We start from the raw sequence: 20,435 nt of genomic DNA, 5'->3' as shown, positions 1-20,435 counted from the left end.
CGGCGGCAGCATGTCGGCTCGCGGGGTGAGGCACGCGCGGCGGATTTGAGAATGATTATCACTAGCCCCTACACTCGGAGCATGGCACGGAAGACCCTCACGATCAGCGCGCTGCTCGGCGCGACCGCTCTCGTCCTCGCCGGCTGCGCGTCGACGCCGACGGACGCCGCGGACGGCGACGCCGTGCAGGTGGTCGCCTCGACCAGCGTCTACGGCGACATCGTGTCGGCGATCGCGGGCGACGCCGTCGAGGTCACCTCGATCGTCACCTCGTCCAGCCAGGACCCCCACTCCTACGAGGCGTCGGCGAGCGACCAGCTGACGATCTCGCGCGCCGACCTCATCGTCGAGAACGGCGGCGGCTACGACTCCTTCATCGACTCGCTGATCGAGGCTTCCGGCTCGGAGGCGCACGTCATCACCGCCGCCGAGTACTCGCACGACTGGCCCGAGAACGAGGGCCACGATCACGCGGACGGGGATGCCGAGGCCACCGAAGAGGCGGACCACGACCACGATCACGCCGGGCACGACCACGTCGAGGGCTTCAACGAGCACGTCTGGTACGACCCGCACACCATCGAGCACGTCGCCGAGGCGATCGCCGAGGAGCTGACCGAGCTGGTCCCGGACGAGGCCGCGACCTTCGAGAGCGGCCTGGCCGCCTTCGTCGACGGCGTCGCGGGCCTCGAGACCTCGCTCTCGGACATCGCGGCGGCCCACCAGGGCGAGAAGATCTTCGTCACCGAGCCCGTGCCGCTGTACCTCACGGCGGCCGCGGGGCTCGAGAACGTGACCCCCGAGGCGTTCAGCGAAGCCGTCGAGGAGGGACAGGACGTGCCGCCGGCGACCCTGCTCGAAGCCACCACCCTGCTGGGCGCGGGCGATGTGCGGGTGCTGATCGCGAACTCGCAGACCGGCGGAGCCGAGACGACCCAGGTGATCCAGACGGCCGAGGCCGACGGCATCCCGGTGATCGAGTTCTCCGAGATCCTGCCGGAGGGCGAGAGCTACCTCACCTGGATGGCGAAGAACATCGACGAGCTCGCGGGCGTGCTGGCCGGCTGAGCCGGAACCCCTCGGGCGCGGTCCCGCCGTGGGCGTCAGTCGGCGTCTGCGGCGGGGCTTCGCCGTGCCGCGAGCGCCTGCAGCAGCGCCTGCTCCTGATCGGCGGAGCCCTCGGCGGCCGACCGGTTCTCGGTCTCGACCGCGGCGACGATCTCGGCGCGCTGGATGCGCGTCTCACGGGGGGCCTGGATGCCGAGGCGCACGCTGTCGCCGCGGATCTCCACCACCGTGAGCTCGATGTCGTCGCCGATGAGCACGCGCTCACCGATCCGTCTCGTCAGAACCAGCACTCGATCAGACTACTTTCCCACCGCGCCCGCCGACGATCCCGCCTCGATCGCGTGCGGCTCGGGGACCGCGTCGCGGACGATCCCGATCGTGTCGATCGCGAGACCCCCGGCGGTCGCCTCGGTGTACGACAGCACCGGCAGGCCGTCGGTCTGGGTGGACACCAGTCGGCGTACGGCGGTGCGCAGCGACGGCGCGCACACCAGCACAGGCTCGGCGCCGGGGCCGGCGCCCTCGACGGCCGCCTTCGTCGACGCGATGACCGCTTCGAGCCGGCGCGGGTCGAGGGCGATGTGCATGCCGTCCTCGGCCGGCCGCAGCGACTCGAGCATCGACTGCTCGAGCAGCGGATCGATCATCACGATGCGCAGACGCCCGTTCTCCGCGAAGCGGGCGGCGACGGCCGGGCCGAGGGCGGCGCGCGCCGCCTCGATCAGCCCCTCCGGCTCGGTGGAGGTCTTGGCGCGCAGCGCCAGCGCCTCGTAGATCCGCACCAGGTCGTTGACGGCGACGCGCTCGGCGAGCAGCCCCTGCAGCACGCGCTGGATCTCCGCCAGCGACAGCAGCGCCGGGGTGAGCTCCTCGACGGCGGCGGGGCTCGTCTGGCGCAGGCCCTCGGTGAGCTGGCGCACGTCCTCGCGGCTGAGGAGCCGGGAGGCGTGGGCCTGGATGATGCTCGACAGGTGCGTGATGATCACGCTCGCGCGGTCCACGACCGTGGCGCCCGACAGCTCGGCGGTGTGACGCATCTGCAGCGGGACCCACTTGCCCTCGATGCCGAAGACCGGGTCGGGGGCGGCGGCGCCGGGGAGCGCGTCGAGCGCGGTGCCGAGCGCGAGCATCGATCCGCGCGGCGCCACGCCGCGACCGGCCTCGACGCCGGCGACCCGGATGACGTAGGTCGACGCGGGAAGCTCGATGCTGTCGCGCGTGCGGACCGGCGGGACGATGAGCCCCATCTCCACGGCGGTCTTGCGCCGCAGCGACTTCACGCGACCCAGCAGGTCGTCGGGGCCGCCGGTGACGAGGTCGACGATGTCGGGCGCGAGCAGGATCTCGAGGGTGTGCACGCGCATGCGCTCGGCCAGCTCCTCCGGCGCGTCCGCGGCCCGCGTCTCGGCCGCCGGCGCCTCCTCCTGCGCCCGCTGCTCCGCCGCCCCGACGCGCTGGGCGATGAGCAGCAGCAGACCCCCGATCACGAGGAAGGCGAGCATCGGCATGCCGGGGATGAACGACATGGCGATCGCGGCGCCGCCGGCGATGAGGAGCGCCGTGCGCGACTGGCCGAGCTGGCCCGCCGCCGAGGTGCCCATGTCGGCCTCGGCGTTGGAGCGCGTCACGATCATGCCGGTCGCGACGGCCATCAGCAGCGCGGGGATCTGGGTGACCAGGCCGTCGCCGATCGTCAGGATCGCGTAGGTGCTGAGCGCCTCGTCGATCTCCATGCCGTGCGACATGAGGCCGATGGCGATGCCGCCGACGAGGTTGATGACGATGATCACCAGGCCGGCGATCGCGTCGCCCTTGACGAACTTCGATGCGCCGTCCATCGCGCCGTAGAAGTCGGCCTCGGCGGCGATCTCGGCGCGCCGGGCGCGGGCCTCGGCGTCGGTGATGAGTCCGGCGTTGAGGTCGGCGTCGATCGCCATCTGCTTGCCCGGCATGGCGTCGAGGGTGAACCGCGCACCCACCTCGGCGACGCGCTCGGCGCCCTTGGTGACCACGACGAACTGGATCACGATGAGGATGAGGAAGACGACGATGCCGATCACGAGCGATCCGCCGACGGCGATGGCGCCGAACGCGTCGATCACCTGGCCGGCGTGCGCCTCGCCGAGCACGAGCTTGGTGGAGGCGACGTTGAGCCCGAGCCGGAACAGCGTGGCGACCAGCAGCAGCGAGGGGAACACCGAGAAGTCGAGCGGCTTCCGCACGAACATCGTCGTGAGGAGGATCAGCAGCGCGAACAGGATGTTCGTGATGATCAGCACGTCGAGCACCGGCGGGGGCACCGGCACGATCAGCAGCATGATGATGCCGACGACGGCGACCGGGATCGCGGACTTCTTCAGGATGCCCTTCATGGCGCCTTCCTCTCCGGGACGGTGTGCACGCCGCGGGCCGAGCCGCGACGCTTGAGGCCGTCGACGAACACGAGGATGCGTGCGACGGCGGTGTACAGGTCGGCCGGGATCTCCTGGCCGAGCTCGCACGCGCTGTGGAGCGCGCGGGCGAGCGGGATGTCGCGCACCAGGGGCACGCCGGCCTCGGTCGCGCGATCGCGGATGCGCTCGGCCACCACGCCCTTGCCCTTCGCGACCACGCGGGGCGCCGCCTTGCCGGGCTCGTAGCGCAGGGCGACCGCGACGTGGGTCGGGTTCACGAGCACGACGTCGGCGTCCCCGACGGCGGCGATCATGCGGTTGCGGCTCATGGCCATCTGCCGCGCGCGGCGTTGACTGCGGATGAGGGGGTCGCCCTCGCTGCTCTTGTGCTCGTCGCGCGCCTGCTTCTTGGTCATGCGCGTGTGCTTGCGGTTGCGGCGGGCGACGACGAGGACGTCGGCGAGGGCGAGGGCGATGCCGACCGCCACAGCCGTCATCAGCAGGCCCGCGATGCCCGAGGCGGCCACCTCGAGCAGGCGGCTCACGGGCGCGGCGCCGCTGGTGACGAGCAGCGGCATGAGGCCCGCGACGACGACGTAGAGCGCGAGGCCGATCGCCGCCGTCTTCAGCAGCGCCTTGACGCCCTCCCACAGGGCCTGCAGCCCGAACAGCCGCTGGATCCCCGTGATCAGATTGAACTGCTCGAACCGAGCCGGCACGCCGCGCAGGTGCACCCCGCCCTGCACCACGGAGATGATCAGCACGACGATCGAGACGGTCCCGAGCGTCGTGCCGATGATCGCGGGGATGTGCCCGAGGGCCGAGGACAGCAGCGCGAGCGCGTCGTCGACGTCGGGACTGCGGATGATCGACGCGATCCCCACGAACTGCTCGGTGCCGGCGTCGGCGCCCGCGCCGATCAGAGCGGGCAGCATGACGCAGAACGCGCCGATCGCGATCCACGCGGACATGTCCTGGCTCCGGGTGATCCGGCCCTTGCGGTAGGCCTCGCGCAGCTGCCGGCGCGAGGCCATCTCGGTGCGCTCGCCGCTGTCGGCATCGCTCATCGCGCACCCCCGATCAGCAGCCCGACGGCATCCTCGGTGAGCGCGCTGACGACGGCGGGGAGCGCGAGGATCACGGTGCCCGCCAGCACCAGGGTGAGCATGATCTTCACGGGGAAGCCCATGGCGAACGCGTTCAGGGCCGGGGCGACCCGGCTGACGAGGCCCAGGCCGATGTCGGCCAGGAACAGGACCAGCAGGAGCGGCCCGGCGATCTGGACGGCGGCCAGCAGCAGCTGCGCGGCGGTGTCGATCAGCAGCTCGGCGGGCCGCTCCAGGGTGAGCATGCCGTCGACCGGGACGGCCGAGAAGCTCCGCGCGAGTCCGGCGAGGATCAGCGCATAGCCGTTCGAGGAGATGAGGAGCGCGAGGGCCACCATCTGGAACAGCCGCGTGAACTGCGCGCCGCTGACGTTCATCTGCGGATCGAACGCCTGGGCCAGCTGGAATCCGCCGAACAGGTCGATGAGGCCGCCCGCCGACTGGACGGCCGCGAAGCACACGGTCACGAGGAAGCCGAGCAGGGCGCCCGTCACGAGCTGCGCGAGCAGGGCGAGGAGGAACGCGCCCGAGTCCAGCGGCGTGTAGCCCGGCGCGACGGTGCCGCTCATGGCGACGGCCAGGCCCACGCCCAGCGCCGCCTTGATGCGCGTCGGGAAGCCGCGGTACGAGAAGGGCGGTGCGAGGAAGAGGAACGCGGTGATCCGTGCGGCGGCGAGGCCCGTGGCCTCCAGCCACGCGAAGTCGATGGGGATGTCCACGTCATCGGCCCGTCATCTGTCGCATCGTCATCGACCCGTCATCCGCCGCTCAGCAGCTGCGGGATGCGGTCGAACAGGGCGTGGGTGAAGGTGACGGCCTCGGTGATCATCCAGTTGCCGCACACCACGAGGGCGACCCCGACGGCGATCGCCTTCGGGACGAACGAGAGCGTGACCTCCTGGATCTGCGTGATCGACTGCAGGAGCGAGATCGCGAAGCCGACGACGAGCGCGGTGACCAGCAGCGGGGCGGCGAGCTTCGCGGTGATCATCACGCCCTCGAGGGCGATGTCGAGGACGGCTTCGGGGTTCATCCGCCCCCCGCATAGCTCTGCATCAGCGTGCGCAGGATCAGGCCCCAGCCGTCGACCAGGATGAACAGCAGGATCTTGAAGGGGAGCGAGATCATGACCGGCGGCAGCATCATCATGCCCATCGACATGAGCGCGGCGGCCACGACGAGGTCGATGACCAGGAACGGCACGAAGATGACGAACCCGATGATGAAGGCGGCGCGCAGCTCCGAGATCATGAACGCCGGGATGAGCGTGATGAGCGGGGTGCTCGCCGGGTCGTCCGGGTTCTCGCCGCCCGAGAACCTCGTCATCAGGGCGAGGTCCTCCTCGCGCGTGTAGGCCAGCATCCAGGTGCGCAGCGGATCCGAGGCGGCCGTGACGGCGTCGGTGAAGGTGAGGCCGCCGTCGGTGTAGGGCTGGACGGCGATCGTGTTGATCTCGGTGAGGACCGGCCACATGATGAACAGCGTCAGGAACAGCGACAGCCCGGCGAGCACCTGGTTCGGCGGGATCGTGGGCAGCGACAGGGCGTTCCGCGTCATCGCGAGCACCACGAAGATCTTCGTGAACGACGACATCATGAGCAGGAGCGCGGGCGCCACCGACAGCAGCGTGATGCCGATGAGGGTGAGGATCGACGCCGACGGCGTGCCGTCGATGCCGTTGATGTCGACGGTCACCCCGGTCGGGGGCGCCGGGGTGGGATCGATCGCGTCGGCGTGGGCGGCCGGCACGGTCACCGCCTGCAGCGCGATCAGTCCGAGCGACAGCGCCGTGGCCATCCCGGCCCGCGCGGCCGTTCGGCGCCCCCGAGTCCTCACGCGCCCGGCACCCATCAGGCGCCGAGCGCCCGGCGCAGCGCCTGGGCGGCATCCCGCGGCAGCGACGGCGTGCGGGAGGCCGCGCGGGAGGCCGTGCGCTGCTCGGCGCGGAGACTGCGGCGCGCCGGCAGGGGAGCGGCAGGATCGGCGGCCTCGATCGGCGCGGGCCGGGCCGGGAGCGCGGTGAGCGGCGCGATGGCGGCGCCGGCCGCGGCCTCCGCCGGAGCGCGGTCGATCACCGAGACGGCACCGTCGCCGATGCCCAGGACGTAGCGGACGTCGTCGATCTCGACCACGACGACCTGCGCCTTGGCACCGAGGCCGCGCCGGGCGATCACCCGCACCGCGTCGCGCGCGCGCTCCTTCGCCGCGCCGCGGGCGACACGGCGCTGCAGCAGCCAGACGACCGCCAGGACCGCCGCGAGCGAGACGACGACGCGGACGCCGAGAAGCAGATCGTCCAGCTCAGGCCTCCGCGCTCTCGATGATGCGGGTGATGCGCACGGCGTAGTCCTGATCCACGACGACGATCTCGCCGTGCGCGATGAGTCGGCCGTTGAGCTTGACGTCGGCCGGGGCGCCCGCCGAGCGGTCGAGCTCGATGATGCGGCCGGGCTCGAGGTCGAGCACGTCGCGCACGGTCATGCGGGTGCGGCCGACCTCGACCGTGAGGTCCATCTCGACGCCGGCGATCCGCTGCAGGCGCCGCGGCGAGGCCGCCCGCGTCTGGGAGATGCGCACCGCGAGGCGGCCGAGCGTGCGACCGGACTCCTCGACGAGGTCGAACACCTGTGCCGACGGGTGCGAGAAGAGCGCCGACGCGTCGCCGAGGACGGGCTCGCCGAGCACGCTCGGGCCGAACGCGGCCGCCGCGGCGTCGAGGGCGTCCCGCAGGCGGTCGGCGAGCGACGCCGACGGGTCGCCCAGCAGGGCCGACTCGTCGAGGATCACGACGGCCAGGGCGGCGCTGGTGTCTCCCACCGACGACACCATGAGGGCGTCGCCGGTCTCGCCGGACCCGGCGCTCGGCCGTGCCGTTGTGCGGCTGGCAGTCGGAAGGCGGTCGGCGAACGCGGCGGCCGCGGCGGCTTCGTGCGTCGTGGTGCTGGTCATGGGGTCTCCTCGACGAGCGAGCGGGAAAGGTCGGATGAGGTGATGACGCAGGCGAGGCGGGCGCCGTTGGCGCCGACGGCCGCGGCGGCGACGACGTGGTCGCCGATCGCGAGCTCGAGCGGGCGGTCCTCGCCGTGGGGCAGCGTGAGGACGTCGCCGACGGCGAGGTCGAGGACCTCGCCGGGCAGCATGGGGCGGGACGCGAGGCGCAGCGTGAGCTCGACGGGCGCCTCCTCGACGTGGTGGCGGACGACGTCGGGATCGGGCGCGGCGTGCGGCGCGGAGGTCGTATCGGTCAGGCGCTCCAGCAGCACCGCCGCCGGCAGCGCGATGCTCGCCGACTCGGTGTGGTCGGCGAGGCGCATGGAGAAGCGGGCCACCACGACGAGCTCCTGCGCCGACACGATCTGGGCGAACGCGGCGTTGTACTGCACGGCGGTCACGGCCAGCCGCTCCGACAGCAGGCCGCCCAGCGATCCCCGCAGATGGCCGAGCGTCTCGTCCATGAGCGCGCGCAGCAGGGCGAACTCGATGGGGGTGAGGGAGCGGGCTTCGAGCGGGCGGGCGCTGTCGCCGCCGAGCATCTTCACGATCCACAGGAGGGCGGTCGAGACCGGGAACTCGATGATCGCGCGGGCGTCGGCATCCTCGTCGCTGCACAGCACGAGCGTCGTCGTGGCGGGCACCGTGGACACGTACTCGTCGTAGGTCTCCAGGGTCACCCGCTCGACGGTGATGTGCGAGCGCAGCCGGGCCTTCGACGTGAGCTGCATCGCCCACAGGCGCGCGAACGCGTCGAACGCCCCGGCCAGCGCACGGGTGTGCTCGCGCGACAGCGCGGCCGGGCGGCCGAAGTCGTAGCGCTCGGGCACAGCGGGGCCGGCATCGGTCGTCGACGCACCGTCGTCCGTCCGCACGCTGTCCTCGATCTGCACGAGCGGGACTATCGGTCGCCCGTGCGACCGCGTAAGGGCCGCGTCGCAGGGTGCGGGCGGTCCGGCGGCGCCGGGGAGGCGGTACGGCGGTTCAGCGGCCGGCGGCGACCGCGTCGAGGCGGGGGAGCTCTTCGCGCACCTCCTCTGCGGCGGAGGAGAGGACCACGATGTCGACGCGGCGGTTCTTGGCGAGCGCGGCCGCGCTGGTGCCCTTCGCGAGCGGGCGCGAGGAGCCGTATCCGACGGAGCTGATGCGCCCGTGGTCGACCTCGCCCTCGTTCGCGAGGTAGCGCAGCACCCCCGTCGCGCGTGCGGAGGACAGCTCCCAGTTGTCGCGGAACGGCGGGGCGGGCCGGCGATAGTCGGCGTGACCCTCCACCGAGATGTCGTGCGTGTCGTCGGCGAGCACGGTGGCGGCGGCGTCGAGGACGGCGCGGGCCTTGGCGCTGAGCACGGTGCTGTTGGTCGCGAAGAACGTCTCGGCGCTCTTCAGCCCCATCGTCAGCCCTCGCTCGTCGATCGTGAAGGTCGCGGTGTCGCCGAGGCCCTCCTCGTCCAGTGCATCCTGCAGGCGCTCGCGCAGGAGCGCCAGGCTGTCGTACTCTTCCTCGGCGGCGTTCGGGGGGAGCTCGTAGAACGCCTCGCCCTCGTCGTCGACCAGGTCGGCGGGCACGACGACGCCCTCGGACACGTCGACGGCCGCGGACTCCTCCACGCCGAAGCCGGTGGCCAGCGACGCGCGCAGCGCCTCGAACTTCTCCTGGTCGACGGTCGACATGGCGAACATCACGATGAACATGCACATGAGCACCGTGATCATGTCGAGATAGGACGCCATCCAGCGCTCGTCGGGGCCGTCGTGGCCGCTGTGGGCGGGGATGCGGCGCCGGCGCGGCACGCTCATGCGGGCTCCTCGACCGGTGCGGGCGCCGGCTTCTCGCGGCGCCGCTTGCCGCCGGTGTCCGGGGTGAGCGCACGGAGGCGCTCCTCGACGAGGTGGTGGGGGCTTCCGGCCTGCACGGCGAGCATCCCCTCGGTGAGGAGGGTCATGCGGTCGACCTCGAGCTCGGCGAGGCGCTGGAGCCGCGCTCCGATCGGCAGCCAGATGAAGTTGGCCGACAGCAGGCCCCAGAGGGTGGCGACGAAGGCCGCGGCGATGAGCGGTCCCAGGGTGGAGGGCTCGTCCAGCTTCTCCAGCACGTGGGTGAGCGAGACCACCGTGCCCACGATGCCCACGGTGGGCGCGTAGCCGCCGAGGGTGCTGTAGAACCGGGCGGCCGTGCGGCGCTCGGCGGCGACCGTGGCGACCTGATCCTCCATGAGCACGCGGAGGTCCTCGGCATCCGTGCCGTCGGCGATGTTCTGCAGCGCCTGGCGCAGGAACGGGTCCTTCTCGTCGGCGACCGCGTCCTCCAGGGCGAGCAGGCCCTCGGCGCGGGCCTTCTCGGCGTAGCCGACGACGGTGACGATGAGGTCCTCGGCGGATCCCTTGAGCCCGCGGAGCGCACGCGGCAGCGCGCGGACGGCCTCCTTCGCGTCGTGGACCGTGCCGCCGGCGAGGCCGATCGCGATCGTCGCGCCGAAGACGAGGATCATCGGCGCGGGTAGCAGGAGCGCCTCGACGTGCGCGCCCTCGAGCGTGATCATCGCGTAGAGGCCCGCGAAGGCGAGCAGGACGCCGATGATGAGCATCAGCGCTCACCCCCCGCGCTGTCTGAGGCGCCCGCGGCGGGGTCGGCGGACGGGCCCCGCAGCGCGGTGGAGAGCACGCGCGCGCGGAAGGCAACGACCGCGTCGATGACGGCGTCCATCGTGTCGGCGACGACGAACGTCGCCCCGTCGACCATCACGAGCGTGGTGTCGGGTGTCGCCTGGATGCGTTCGATGAGGTCGGGGTTGACCGCGAACGGGGTGCGGTTCAGCCGTGTGAGGACGATCACGAGCACCCCTTCCCTGGTCGATGCAGCCGCTGCGCGGAGCGCTGACGGCGGGCCTGCGACATCGTGTCTTCGGCTCGAGGAGCACTGTCGGCCAGTGCGCCGGATGCGTTAGGTCGGCGTGCCGGCTGCGGCCTGCGGGTGCGGGTGAGGTTCGCCGGCGGCGATTCGTGGGTGCGAGCTGTGCGCACCCGCATTTCGGCGCCCGCGAAGCGGTGGGCCCGGAGGGAAGCGGCCCGTCCGAGGGCCTATCCACAGGGCGCGCGGCGGTCGAGGCGCCGCTGCGACTAGTCTGAGCCGCTATGAAAGCCGACTCACATATGAGCAGGCCATCGCGATGAGAAGAATCGTCAGCCTCGCAGCGGCACGTGCTCTGTTCGGAAGCCTCCCTCGCATCCTGATCGTCGCTGGAGTCCTGGCGGCCTACTACCTCGCCTCGACGTGGGTGGCGCCCTTCGCCCCGTGGTGGATCATCACCCTTGCCGGGCCATTCGTCTTTGGAGGGCTCGTCTATCTCGGCTCCGTCTGGCTCGATCGCGACCTCATTCGGCAGGCCGAGGGAGACCCTCCCACGGACAGGGAGCACGCCGGCCTCGAGCCCTCGCCGTAGCACCCCGCCCAACCCGCGAGCCGACACGAAATGCGCGAGCCGACACGATGCGAACCGCACAGAGCGTGTGGGTTCGTGCGGATCGTGTCGGCTCGCGGGGGGATCCCCGGTGTGTGATCTGGGGGAGATCGCCGGGGATCCAGCCGGGACCTGGGGGGGATCCCGGAAAGGGTCAGCGCTTGAGGCTGGTGAGCTCCTGCAGCACCTCGTCGCTCGTCGTGATGATGCGGGCGTTCGCCTGGAAGCCGCGCTGGGCGACGATGAGGTTCGTGAACTCCTGCGAGAGGTCGACGTTCGACATCTCGAGCGCGCCGCTGACGAGGTCGCCGAGTCCGTCGCTGCCGGCGACGCCGACCTGCGCCGCGCCGGAGTTCGCGCCCACGCGGTACTGCGAGGAGCCGGCCTTCTCGAGCCCCTCGGGGTTGTCGAAGGATGCCAGGGCGATCTGGGCGAGCACCTCGGTGGCGCCGTTGCTGAACGAGCCCACGAGACTCCCGTCGGCGGTCAGCGTGTAGGAGACGAGGGCGCCGGAGGCGCGACCGTCCTGCCCGGTGATCGCGACCGTGCGGAGGTTGGCGAAGCCGGTGAGGGCCGACAGGTCGACGGTGACGGCCCCTGCCGTGAGCGACGCCGGGGCGGTGAGCGCGCCGTTCGTGAAGGCGAGCGAGGTCGTCGCGGTGCCGTCGGTGACGTCCCAGCCGGCGGCGGTGCGGGTGAAGGTGAGCGTGAGCTGGCTCGCGGCGCCGTCCGCGTCGTACACGGTGATGTCGCGGACGATCTGCTCGCCGGCGGCGGCGTCGGCGGGCAGGTTGCCGGTGACCGTGGCGCCGCCGGTCGCGACGGCGGGCGAGGTCGCGCCGACCGGGAGCGCGACCGTGCCGATCGGGGAGCCGGTCGCGATGACGCCGTCGGTGGCCGTCCATCCCTGCACGAGCGCGCCGTCGGCGGTCGCGAGGCGGCCGGCGGAGTCGAACGAGAAGCCGCCGTTGCGCGTGTAGAGCGTCTCGGCGCCCTTGCGGACGACGAAGAATCCGTCGCCGGCGACCATCAGGTCGGTCGGGACGCCGGTGGTCTGCGCGGATCCCTGCGCGAAGTTGGTGCGGATCGCGGCGATCTGGGTGCCGAGACCGACCTGCGCGGCGTTGGAGCCTGCGGCACCCTCCTGCGGGGCGCGGGAGTTCTGCACGATCTGCGAGAGCGTGTCCTGGAACTGGACGGAGCCCGCCTTGAAGCCGATGGTGTTGACGTTGGCGATGTTGTTGCCGGTCACGTCGAGCATGGTCTGGTGGGAGCGGAGGCCGGAGATGCCGGCGTAGAGCGAACGGAGCATGGGGGGTGCCCTTCTGTGGGGGGTCAGGAAGCGGTGATGCCCGACACGGCGTCGAGCGGAACGGTGGTGTCGCCGATGGTGACGAGGGGGATGCTGTTCTCGAACGAGACCTTGCTGACGAGGCCCGTGCGGGTGACGCCGTCGGCGTCGACGTAGGACGCCTGGGTGCCGACGAGCGCGGCGGCGGTCTGGCGCATGCTGAGCGCGAAGCTCTCGGTGAAGGTGTCGGCCAGGGCGGTCAGCTGCTCCATCATCGCCAGCTGCGTGGTCTGGGCCATCATCTCGTTGGTGTCCAGTGGCGAGCTCGGGTCCTGGTTCTTCATCTGGGCGACGAGCAGCTGCAGGAACACCTCGGCGTCGAGCGCCTTCTTGGGGGGTGCGGCGGTGCTGGTCGCCGCGGTGGCGACCGCCGCGGCGGTGACGGATTCGACGGGCATGGGTCTCCTCGGGGGTCAGGCGAACAGGTCGATGCCGGTCGCCGCGCTGGCGGCGGTCGGCGCGGGGAGCGGCAGGGCGTCCGCGGAGGGCGGGAGGACGGGCGCCGCAGGCGCGGGCGGCGTCGCCCGCTCGCGCCCGGATCCGTCGGACCCGCCCTGCCCGAACGGCTGGCCCGACGTCGAGGCGCCGGAGGCCCCGCCCGACGAGCCGCCGGTGCCGGTCGCGAGCTGGTCGCCGCGGGGCGCGTCGGCGGTCGTGACGGCGATCGAGGAGTGCGGGACGAGGACGGCGAGGTCGCGCCGAAGGTCCACCAGCAGCGCGCGCAGCGCGTCGCGCCCGGCGACGGTGCCCGAGGCGAGCTCGATCGTGACGGATGACCCGGTGATGCGCGCCTTGACGGTGACGGGACCCAGGTCCTCGGGCGAGACGCGCAGCGTGAGCGTGTGCTCGCCTTGGCCGCTGCGGGCCAGCGACACGAGCGGGGTGGTGAGCTGCGGAGCGAGCGGAGCCGGCGGGGTGGCGGCCGGCGGAGCCGGGGCAGCCGGCGCCGCGACGCCCGCACCCGACGTCACGGCGGACGGCGTGAGCCCCGCCGCGGCGGCGACGGCGGACGGCGAGGCCACCGTTTCGGCGGGCGCCGGCGACACGGCGGGCGTCGTCGGTGCCGCGGCCGCGGTCGCCGGTGACGCGGCGGCGGTCGTCGATCCGCCGGCAGCGGCGAGGGCGGCGACCCCGGCCCCCGCGGCCCCGTCTCTGGAGGCGGCGGCTTCGGAGGCGGCGGCTTCGGAGGCGGCGACCCCGGAAGGGGCGGACGCGGCGGCGATGAGGGAGGCGAGCGCGTCGGCGACCCCGCCGGCGTCCGCGGATCGCGACGCCACGGGGACAGCCGCGAGAGCGGTGCGGGCGGCGGCGGCCATCGACGTGGGGGACGACACGGCGGCCGACAGCGCCGGGACGGAGAGCGCGGGCACGGCCGACGCCGGAAGCCCGGACACGGCGGCGATACCGGCGGCGGCGCCGCCCTCACCCGGCGGCGGCACGACGCGGCGGATGGTGGCGATGTCGGCATCCTTCAGCCAGTTGTCGCGCAGTTCCACGTGCTTGCCGGGGCTGGGGGCGTGGATCACCATGCCGTCGCCGGCGTAGATGACGATGTGGCCCTCGCCCTTGGTGACGATGAGGTCGCCGGGGCGGGCATCGGCGAGCGAGGGCACCTCGACGCCGATGTCGGCCTGGTCCTGCACGACCCGCGGCGCGTCGATGCCCAGGTCGGCGAGCACCCGCTGCACCAGGCCGGAGCAGTCCATCCCCGAGCGGTCCTCGCCGCCGAAGACATACGGCACGCCGAGGTACTGCTTCGCCTGCGCCACGATGTCGCCGCCGTCCACCGGCCCTGCGGGAAGGGTGGGGACCTCGCCCACTCCGCCCGCGTCGCGCACGGCCGAGGCGAAGGCGGACGCGCTGGCGCTCGTGGCGCCGCCTGTGGTGCCCGTCGTCGCGGCGGCCGCGTCGGTCACCACCGGCTCCGGCGACAGGCTCCGGATGCGCTGCTGGATGTCGTCGATGCGCCCGAGGGCGGCGACCAGGGTCATGAGGGCTCCTCCGTCGGGGACGTCGTGGGCGCGGAGTGCGCAGCGGGTCGCGCGGCGACCTCGTCGAGGGCTGCCTGCTCCTCGCGCAGCACCCGGGCGTGCTCGCGCCGCGCGTGCGCCTCGGCGAGCCGGCTGAGTCCGTGCTCCTCGACCCGCGCGCTCGCGTGCTCGGCCCGCGCGGCGCCGAGGGCCTCCGCCTGCGCGTCCTGGAGCGTGCGCAGATCGGACAGCAGGCTCCGGGCGGCCACGCGACTGGCCGCGAGGGCAGCCAGGGTGCGGACGTCCTCGGGTCCTTCGGCCGACGAGGTCAGCGATGCGCGCAGCTGACGGTCCCGGGCCTCGGTGTGGGCGTGCTCCAGCGCCGCGCGCGACAGGCGCTCGGCGGCGGCGCGTTCCTGGAGGCCGCGCACGCGCAGGAGTCCGGCGAGCGGGAAGGCGCGGCTCATGAGAGATCTCCGAAGGCGTCGACGAGCTCCCTCAGCCGGCGCAGGGAATCGTCGGGCACGGCCCGCTCGTCCAGCGGCTGCGTGAGGAAGGCGGTGATGGCGCGCTCGTGCGCGAGCGCCGCGTCCACGCGCGGGTCGGCTCCGGCGCGGTAGGCGCCGATGCCGATGAGGTCGCGCGCGTCCTGGCGGGCGGCCAGGACGGTGCGCAGCCGCGACGCGAGCTCCCGCTGGGCGGTCCCCGCGACCTTCCCCTCCAGCCGCGAGACCGACCCGAGCACGTCGATGGCCGGATGGTGACCGGTGATCGCGAGGGCGCGGTCGAGCACCAGGTGCCCGTCGAGGATGGAGCGGACCGTGTCGGCGACCGGCTCGTTGTGGTCGTCGCCTTCGACGAGCACCGTGTAGACGCCCGTGATCGAGCCCTGCCGGTCGGTGCCGGCCCGCTCGAGGAGACCCGCCAGCACGGGGAACGTCGAAGGCGGATAGCCGCGGGTCGCGGGCGGCTCCCCGGCGGCCAGCCCGATCTCGCGCTGGGCCATGGCCACGCGGGTGAGGGAGTCCATCATGAGCATGACGTGCCCGCCGGCGTCCCGGAACGCCTCGGCGATGCGCGTCGCCGTCGACGCGGCGCGCAGTCGGGCGAGGGCCGGCTGGTCGGAGGTGGAGACCACGACGACCGACCGGGCGAGGCCCTCGGGGCCGAGGTCGTCCTCGATGAACTCGCGCACTTCACGCCCGCGCTCTCCGACGAGGGCGATCACGTTCGCGTCGGCGGCCGAGCCGCGGGCGATCATCGACAGCAGCGACGACTTGCCGACGCCCGAGCCGGCGAACAGTCCCAGGCGCTGGCCGCGGCCGAGGGGGACGAGGGTGTCGATCGCCCGCACGCCCGTGGCGAGCGGCTCCGCGATGCGCGTGCGCTCCATGACGGAGGGCGGCTCGTGATCCAGGCCCACCCGGAGCGCGGCGATCGGCCCGCGATCGTCGATGGGGCGGCCGAGGCCGTCGATGACGCGACCCAGCACGCTGGGACCGATCGGCACCCGCAGCCGGCCCGACATCGATCGCGCCCGCTCTCCGACGCGCAGCCCGTCGGTCGTCGACAGCGGCATGCAGCGCAGGGCGCCCTTCTCGGCCGCCACGACCTCGGCGACGACCTCCGCTTCGCCGCCGCCGATGCTGACGAGGTCGCCGACCGCGCCGATCAGGCCGCGGACCTCCACGCCCAGTCCGACCACCCGCGAGACCGTGCCGGAGCGCTCGGGCCGGGCGGCATCGAGCACCGCTCCCCACCCGCTCACGAGATCGCCTCCGAGAGGGCGGCGCGGGCGCGCGCAAGGGCCTGCGTGACCTGGAGGTCGATGTCGCCGTCGGCCAGGTGCACCACGGCGTCACCCGGCGAGAGGGCGGGAGAGGACTCGATGGCGAGCGTGCCGGGGCGCTCCCCGAGCCGGTCCAGGGTCGCGAGGTCGGCCTCGCTGAGGATCACGACCGCGTCGACGGCGTCGCCGACCGCGCGCTCGGCCCTCGCGACGGCGGTGCGCGCGGCGTGCACCGGATCCGACAGCTCCCGTCCGAGGATCGCCTCGGCGACATCGATCGCGAGGCTCCAGATCTTCTCCTCGGCGAGCTCGGAGATGAGCGCCACGCGATCGCGGAGAGACGCCGCCGCCTGTTCGAGCGCCTCCCGGGCCGCCGCTGCGGCCACGGCGTCCTCGCGGCGGGCGCGCCGGCGCTCCTCGTCCGCGCGGGCGGCGTCGGCCTCGGCGCGGCGGGCGGCGTCGCGCACGCCCTCCGCGTATCCGAGCGCGTGACCCTGCGCCCGGGCACGCTCGCGCTCGTGCTGGTGCGAGGCGGGGGTCAGCCGCGGGATCTCCCGGCGCACGAAGGACTCAGGCGACATACTCGTCCTCGTCCCCGCGCCGCACGCGGATCTCGCCGGCCGCCTCGAGCGTGCGGATGGTGCGCACGATCTCGGCGCGCGCCTCCTCGACCTGCGAGACGCGGACCGAGCCGAGCACGCGCGACTCCTCGTCGAGGGTCTCGCGGTTGCGCTCGGTCATGTTCCGGCGGATGACACCGGCGACCTCCTGCGGCGCGCCCTTCAGCGCGAGCGCCAGCACGCGGATCTCGATCCCGCGCAGGACGCGCTGAGCGTCGCGGTCGTCGAGCACGACGAGGTCGGCGAAGGTGAACATCCGCGAGCGGATGTCCTCCGCGAGCGCGCTGTCGCGGGCCTCGAGGTTGGACAGCAGCGCCTTCTCGACGGTCGCGTCCGAGCGGTTGATGATGTCGACGAGCGGCTGCACGCCGCCGAGGGTCTCGCGCGCGTCGCGGGTGGCGAACACCCCCGACCGCGCGCGGAGCGCGCCGGCGACGATCGAGACCGCGTCCTGCGTGGCGGTGCCCATGGTGGCGATCGCGTGCGCGACGTCGGTGCGGGCGGGATCGGAGAGCTCGGCCAGCACGGCCGCGGCGCGGTCGACGGGAAGGTGGGCCAGGACGAGGGCGATCGTCTGCGGCAGCTCGCCCTCGACGACGCTCGCGATCTGCGCGGGCTCGATCGCGGTCAGGAAGTCGAAGGACGACCCCGTCATCGCCGAGGATACCTTCGTGAGCACGCCCGCGGCGCGCTCGGCGCCGAACGAGGCCTCCAAGAGGCCCGTCGCCACGTCTCGGCCGCCGCGGGCGGGAGGCAGGTGGCCCTGCGCGACGCGGTGGAAGTCGGTGAGTGCCGCGTTGGTCGCCTCGGCGTCGAGATCGCGGAGGCGGATGATCTCGGCGGCGATCGCCTCGGCCTCGTCGTCGCCCAGGTGCTTCATGACCTCGACCGCCAGCGCCCGGTCGAGGTTCATGACGACGACGGCGGCGGTCTGCGCGCCCGTGAGCGCACCGGGGGCGGCGGTCATGCGTCCTGCCGATCCCGCACCAGCTGGCGCAGCAGGTCGGCGGTCTTGGCCGGGTCGCGGCGCGCGAAGTCGCCGATCTCGGCGCGGCGGCGGTCGAGGGTCACCTGGCTGAGCTCCGGCTCCGGGTCGGGCTCGAGCGCGGCGGCGGCCGGCGAGGCGCCCGCTGCGGACTCCAGCTGCGCGGTCGCCAGCCCCGTGGGCAGCCCGTGGGTGAGCGCGTCGAAGCGGTCGATGGTCTCGTCGACGGGCGAGAGGGTGAGGACGGCGGGCTCCGCGGCGGCCGCGCGGCGGCGGCGGCCGATCACGACGGCGGTGACGATCGCGATCACGAGGACGAAGACGGCGGCCCCGGCGATCATCGCGATGCGGGTCGTCACGGCGGTGCGCTCGGCCTCCTCCTCGGCGCGGGCGGCCTCCAGGGCGGCCTGCGCATCGGCGGCGGCCCCGACGCTGAAGGGGACGAGCTCGACGGTGACGGCATCCCCGCGATCGGGGTCGATGCCGGCCGCCGAGGTGACCAGCGCGGTGAGCTGGGCGAGGTCGACGCCCTCGGCCGCTCCCTCGTCGACGGCGACCGCGACCGTCTGGCGGGTGACGGCGCCGGCGGGGGTGGTGGTGCTCTCGACCGACTTGTTGATGACGTTGGTCCGCGTGGACTGCGTCGACTCGTAGGTCCCGCCCTCCCCGGCCCCCGCGGCGACCTCCGCGCCGAGCACGCCGGGATCGGCGCCGGTGCCCGTGTAGGTCTCGGTCGAGGTCTCCTCGGTCACCGACGGCGCGCCGTCGACCGGCTCGTAGGTCTCGTCGATCCGCTCGCTGACGGACTGCTCCATGACCGCCGACACCGACACGGTCGCGTGCCCGGTGCCCACCACGGTGTCGAGCATCTGCTGGACGTTGGCCGCCGTCCGCGCCTCGTAGGCGCCCGTCTGCTGGTCGGCGCTGCGGGTGAGGTCGCCGCCGACGGCGGAGAGCGTCCGGCCGGTGCTGTCGATCACGGCGACGTCCTCGGGCTTCATGCCGCTGACCGCCGCAGAGGTGAGGTGGACGATCGCCTCGACCTGCTCGGTCGCCAGCGTCGTCCCGTTGGCGGTCTCGATGAACACCGAGGCCGTCGGGTCGACCTTCTCCGACACGAACACGCTCTCCTCGGGGATCGCGAGCTGCACCGACGCGGTCGTCACGTTGTCGAGGGCGCCGATCGTGCGGGCCAGCTCCCCCTCGATCGCGCGCTTGTAGGTGACGGTCTGCTGGAACTCCGAGCTCGTGACGCCCATCGCGTCGAACAGCGAGTAGCCGTCGGTGCGCCCCTGGGGAAGCCCGGCGGCGGCTGCCGCGAGCCGCTGCTCGTACACGTCGGCGTCGGCGACGAGCACGGTCGATCCGCCGTCGGCGAGCTCGTAGGGCACCGAGGCGGCGCGCAGCTGCTCGACGACGGCGCTCGCGTCCTCGGCGCCGAGGCCCGAGAACAGCGGTGACATGGCGGGACGGGACAGCCAGCTGGTGAGGGCGAAGATCCCCATCGCGAGCACGGCCACGCCGATGATGGCGATCGTCCGCTGGGCGAGCGTGAATGATCCGACGGCGGCGCGGAGCCTGCCGAAGACCGACGAGACGGCGGCGGGCATCAGGCCTGCATCCTCATGATCTCGTTGAACGCCTCGACGCCCTTGTTGCGGACGGCGGCGACCAGCTCGAGGGTCACCGAGGCGCGGGTCGACGCGATCATCGCGGAGTGGATGTCATCGAGATCGCCGGTCACCGCGGCCACCGACAGCTCGTTGGAGGTCGACTGGAGCTCCCGGAGCTGGTCGATCGCCCCGGTGACGCTCTCGCCGAACGAGGCGCCGTCGTCGGCCGAACGCGTGCCGAGCGACGGCAGGGTGAAGGCGGAGGGGTCGACGCCCGAGACTCCGGAGATCGGCATCAGCGCCTCCCGATCTGGAGGGCGGCCTCGTAGGAGGTCTTGGCGCGGTCGACGACCGCCGCGTTGGCCTGGTACCCGCGCTGGGCGAGGATCAGGTAGCTCATCTGCTCGCCGAGGTCGATGTCGGGGTACCGGACGTAGCCGGCGTCGTCGGCGAGCGGGTTGGTCGGCTCGTAGGCGAGCCGGCCTTCGCCGTCGCCCCACACGACGCCGCTCACCGCGATGCCCCCCCGCTCCTGATCGGCCTGGACGGCGACGTAGCGCTGGCGGAACGCCTCCTCGTCGGCGGGCACGGCGGTGTTCATGTTGGCGATGTTGTCGCTGAGCGCGTCGAGCCACACCCGGTGCGCTCTCATGCCCGAGCCGGCGATGCCGATGGCGTCGAAGGTCATGAGGTCCTCAAGGCGGTCTGGACCGAGGCGAACGCCCCGCCGACGGCCTGCGAGGCGAACTGGAAGCGCAGGACCGTGTCGATGTTGGAGAGCGTCTCGGTGTCGAGGTCGACGTTGTTCCCGTTCAGGCGGGTGGGTGCCGCGGACTCGGACACCCGTGCCGCGACGTGTCCGTCACCGCGGGCGACGGAGGCGGCGAGCTCCTGCTCGAACGAGACGACCTTGGCGTGGTAGCCGGCCGTGTTGACGTTGGCGATGTTGTCGGCGATCGCGCGTTGCCGCTGCGACAGGCCGTCCAGCGCGCTCGTGAGCGCGGCGGTGGTCACTGATTCGAGCACGAAACTGCTTTCGTCTTCGGATGAGTGGCCGATCCGTGGCCGGGGGACGAGCGATCCGTGCTCGT

General features: G+C 73.0%; 25 protein-coding genes. 2 read left to right on the top strand and 23 right to left on the bottom strand.

What is annotated here, in order from left to right; all coding sequences use genetic code 11:
- Positions 1–81 precede the first annotated feature (81 nt).
- Positions 82–1,068, top strand: a complete 987-nt coding sequence (locus tag QQZ13_RS07230; protein ID WP_284528354.1) for a metal ABC transporter solute-binding protein, Zn/Mn family — start codon at positions 82–84, stop codon at positions 1,066–1,068.
- A 35-nt stretch (positions 1,069–1,103) separates the two neighbouring features.
- Here the strand turns inward: QQZ13_RS07230 and csrA are convergent, their stop codons facing one another.
- From csrA to QQZ13_RS07170, 12 genes are all read right to left on the bottom strand, one after another.
- Entirely contained in the window at positions 1,104–1,358 is a 255-nt protein-coding gene (csrA, locus tag QQZ13_RS07225; RefSeq protein WP_284528353.1) for a carbon storage regulator CsrA, read from the bottom strand.
- Between the two features lie 9 nt (positions 1,359–1,367).
- Entirely contained in the window at positions 1,368–3,440 is a 2,073-nt protein-coding gene (locus tag QQZ13_RS07220) for a flagellar biosynthesis protein FlhA (RefSeq protein ID WP_284528352.1), read from the bottom strand.
- The gene (locus tag QQZ13_RS07215; RefSeq protein ID WP_284528351.1) at positions 3,437–4,528 is read right to left on the bottom strand and encodes a flagellar biosynthesis protein FlhB; all 1,092 of its coding nucleotides are present in this window, start codon (positions 4,526–4,528) and stop codon (positions 3,437–3,439) included. Before QQZ13_RS07215 ends, QQZ13_RS07220 begins: the two co-directional genes overlap by 4 nt.
- Positions 4,525–5,286: a flagellar biosynthetic protein FliR gene (locus tag QQZ13_RS07210; RefSeq protein ID WP_284528350.1), complete on the bottom strand. Its 762-nt coding sequence runs from the start codon at positions 5,284–5,286 to the stop codon at positions 4,525–4,527. The genes QQZ13_RS07215 and QQZ13_RS07210 overlap by 4 nt, the downstream gene beginning before the upstream one ends.
- A gap of 38 nt (positions 5,287–5,324) precedes the next feature.
- Positions 5,325–5,600 carry a flagellar biosynthesis protein FliQ gene (gene fliQ, locus QQZ13_RS07205; protein WP_284528349.1) on the bottom strand — a complete coding sequence of 92 codons (276 nt, stop codon included), beginning with the start codon at positions 5,598–5,600 and terminating at the stop codon, positions 5,325–5,327.
- Entirely contained in the window at positions 5,597–6,364 is a 768-nt protein-coding gene (gene fliP, locus QQZ13_RS07200; RefSeq protein WP_284528348.1) for a flagellar type III secretion system pore protein FliP, read from the bottom strand. The genes fliQ and fliP overlap by 4 nt, the downstream gene beginning before the upstream one ends.
- 53 nt (positions 6,365–6,417) lie before the next feature.
- On the bottom strand, positions 6,418–6,798 hold the full coding sequence (locus tag QQZ13_RS07195; protein WP_284528802.1) for a flagellar biosynthetic protein FliO: 381 nt from the start codon (positions 6,796–6,798) through the stop codon (positions 6,418–6,420).
- A 70-nt stretch (positions 6,799–6,868) separates the two neighbouring features.
- A complete protein-coding gene (fliN, locus tag QQZ13_RS07190) occupies positions 6,869–7,516 on the bottom strand; it encodes a flagellar motor switch protein FliN (RefSeq protein WP_284528347.1) in 648 nt (215 codons plus the stop codon).
- On the bottom strand, positions 7,513–8,451 hold the full coding sequence (locus QQZ13_RS07185; RefSeq protein ID WP_284528346.1) for a flagellar motor switch protein FliM: 939 nt from the start codon (positions 8,449–8,451) through the stop codon (positions 7,513–7,515). Before QQZ13_RS07185 ends, fliN begins: the two co-directional genes overlap by 4 nt.
- Positions 8,452–8,542: 91 nt before the next feature.
- Positions 8,543–9,355, bottom strand: a complete 813-nt coding sequence (locus tag QQZ13_RS07180; RefSeq protein ID WP_284528345.1) for a flagellar motor protein MotB — start codon at positions 9,353–9,355, stop codon at positions 8,543–8,545.
- Positions 9,352–10,143 (bottom strand): motility protein A, encoded by a 792-nt coding sequence (locus QQZ13_RS07175; RefSeq protein WP_284528344.1) that lies wholly within the window; start codon positions 10,141–10,143, stop codon positions 9,352–9,354. The genes QQZ13_RS07180 and QQZ13_RS07175 overlap by 4 nt, the downstream gene beginning before the upstream one ends.
- Positions 10,143–10,391, bottom strand: coding sequence for a flagellar FlbD family protein (locus QQZ13_RS07170; RefSeq protein ID WP_284528343.1), 249 nt, complete (start codon positions 10,389–10,391; stop codon positions 10,143–10,145). The genes QQZ13_RS07175 and QQZ13_RS07170 overlap by 1 nt, the downstream gene beginning before the upstream one ends.
- A 334-nt stretch (positions 10,392–10,725) precedes the next feature.
- Between QQZ13_RS07170 and QQZ13_RS07165 the strand changes: the two genes are divergently transcribed.
- Entirely contained in the window at positions 10,726–10,998 is a 273-nt protein-coding gene (locus QQZ13_RS07165; RefSeq protein WP_284528342.1) for a hypothetical protein, read from the top strand.
- 172 nt (positions 10,999–11,170) lie between these two features.
- Here the strand turns inward: QQZ13_RS07165 and QQZ13_RS07160 are convergent, their stop codons facing one another.
- The 11 genes from QQZ13_RS07160 to flgB are packed head-to-tail and all read right to left on the bottom strand — an operon-like array spanning position 11,171 to position 20,370.
- Positions 11,171–12,328: a flagellar hook protein FlgE gene (locus QQZ13_RS07160; protein WP_284528341.1), complete on the bottom strand. Its 1,158-nt coding sequence runs from the start codon at positions 12,326–12,328 to the stop codon at positions 11,171–11,173.
- A gap of 23 nt (positions 12,329–12,351) precedes the next feature.
- Positions 12,352–12,765 carry a flagellar hook assembly protein FlgD gene (locus QQZ13_RS07155; protein WP_284528340.1) on the bottom strand — a complete coding sequence of 138 codons (414 nt, stop codon included), beginning with the start codon at positions 12,763–12,765 and terminating at the stop codon, positions 12,352–12,354.
- Between the two features lie 15 nt (positions 12,766–12,780).
- Positions 12,781–14,358: an NlpC/P60 family protein gene (locus QQZ13_RS07150; RefSeq protein ID WP_284528339.1), complete on the bottom strand. Its 1,578-nt coding sequence runs from the start codon at positions 14,356–14,358 to the stop codon at positions 12,781–12,783.
- Positions 14,355–14,804, bottom strand: coding sequence for a hypothetical protein (locus QQZ13_RS07145; RefSeq protein WP_284528338.1), 450 nt, complete (start codon positions 14,802–14,804; stop codon positions 14,355–14,357). The genes QQZ13_RS07150 and QQZ13_RS07145 overlap by 4 nt, the downstream gene beginning before the upstream one ends.
- Positions 14,801–16,105 carry a FliI/YscN family ATPase gene (locus QQZ13_RS07140; protein WP_284528337.1) on the bottom strand — a complete coding sequence of 435 codons (1,305 nt, stop codon included), beginning with the start codon at positions 16,103–16,105 and terminating at the stop codon, positions 14,801–14,803. Before QQZ13_RS07140 ends, QQZ13_RS07145 begins: the two co-directional genes overlap by 4 nt.
- Positions 16,102–16,707 carry a FliH/SctL family protein gene (locus QQZ13_RS07135; RefSeq protein ID WP_284528336.1) on the bottom strand — a complete coding sequence of 202 codons (606 nt, stop codon included), beginning with the start codon at positions 16,705–16,707 and terminating at the stop codon, positions 16,102–16,104. The genes QQZ13_RS07140 and QQZ13_RS07135 overlap by 4 nt, the downstream gene beginning before the upstream one ends.
- Positions 16,697–17,713 (bottom strand): flagellar motor switch protein FliG, encoded by a 1,017-nt coding sequence (gene fliG / locus QQZ13_RS07130; RefSeq protein WP_284528335.1) that lies wholly within the window; start codon positions 17,711–17,713, stop codon positions 16,697–16,699. The genes QQZ13_RS07135 and fliG overlap by 11 nt, the downstream gene beginning before the upstream one ends.
- The gene (fliF, locus tag QQZ13_RS07125; RefSeq protein WP_284528334.1) at positions 17,710–19,341 is read right to left on the bottom strand and encodes a flagellar basal-body MS-ring/collar protein FliF; all 1,632 of its coding nucleotides are present in this window, start codon (positions 19,339–19,341) and stop codon (positions 17,710–17,712) included. Before fliF ends, fliG begins: the two co-directional genes overlap by 4 nt.
- Positions 19,341–19,640 carry a flagellar hook-basal body complex protein FliE gene (gene fliE, locus QQZ13_RS07120; protein WP_284528333.1) on the bottom strand — a complete coding sequence of 100 codons (300 nt, stop codon included), beginning with the start codon at positions 19,638–19,640 and terminating at the stop codon, positions 19,341–19,343. The genes fliF and fliE overlap by 1 nt, the downstream gene beginning before the upstream one ends.
- On the bottom strand, positions 19,640–20,032 hold the full coding sequence (locus QQZ13_RS07115; protein ID WP_284528332.1) for a flagellar basal body rod protein FlgC: 393 nt from the start codon (positions 20,030–20,032) through the stop codon (positions 19,640–19,642). The genes fliE and QQZ13_RS07115 overlap by 1 nt, the downstream gene beginning before the upstream one ends.
- Positions 20,029–20,370 carry a flagellar basal body rod protein FlgB gene (gene flgB / locus QQZ13_RS07110; protein ID WP_284528331.1) on the bottom strand — a complete coding sequence of 114 codons (342 nt, stop codon included), beginning with the start codon at positions 20,368–20,370 and terminating at the stop codon, positions 20,029–20,031. Before flgB ends, QQZ13_RS07115 begins: the two co-directional genes overlap by 4 nt.
- Positions 20,371–20,435: the final 65 nt, after the last annotated feature.

The organism is Microbacterium sp. T2.11-28, from assembly GCF_950097975.1.
Taxonomy (GTDB): domain Bacteria; phylum Actinomycetota; class Actinomycetes; order Actinomycetales; family Microbacteriaceae; genus Microbacterium.
This window is presented reverse-complemented; position numbering and strand designations above follow the sequence as displayed.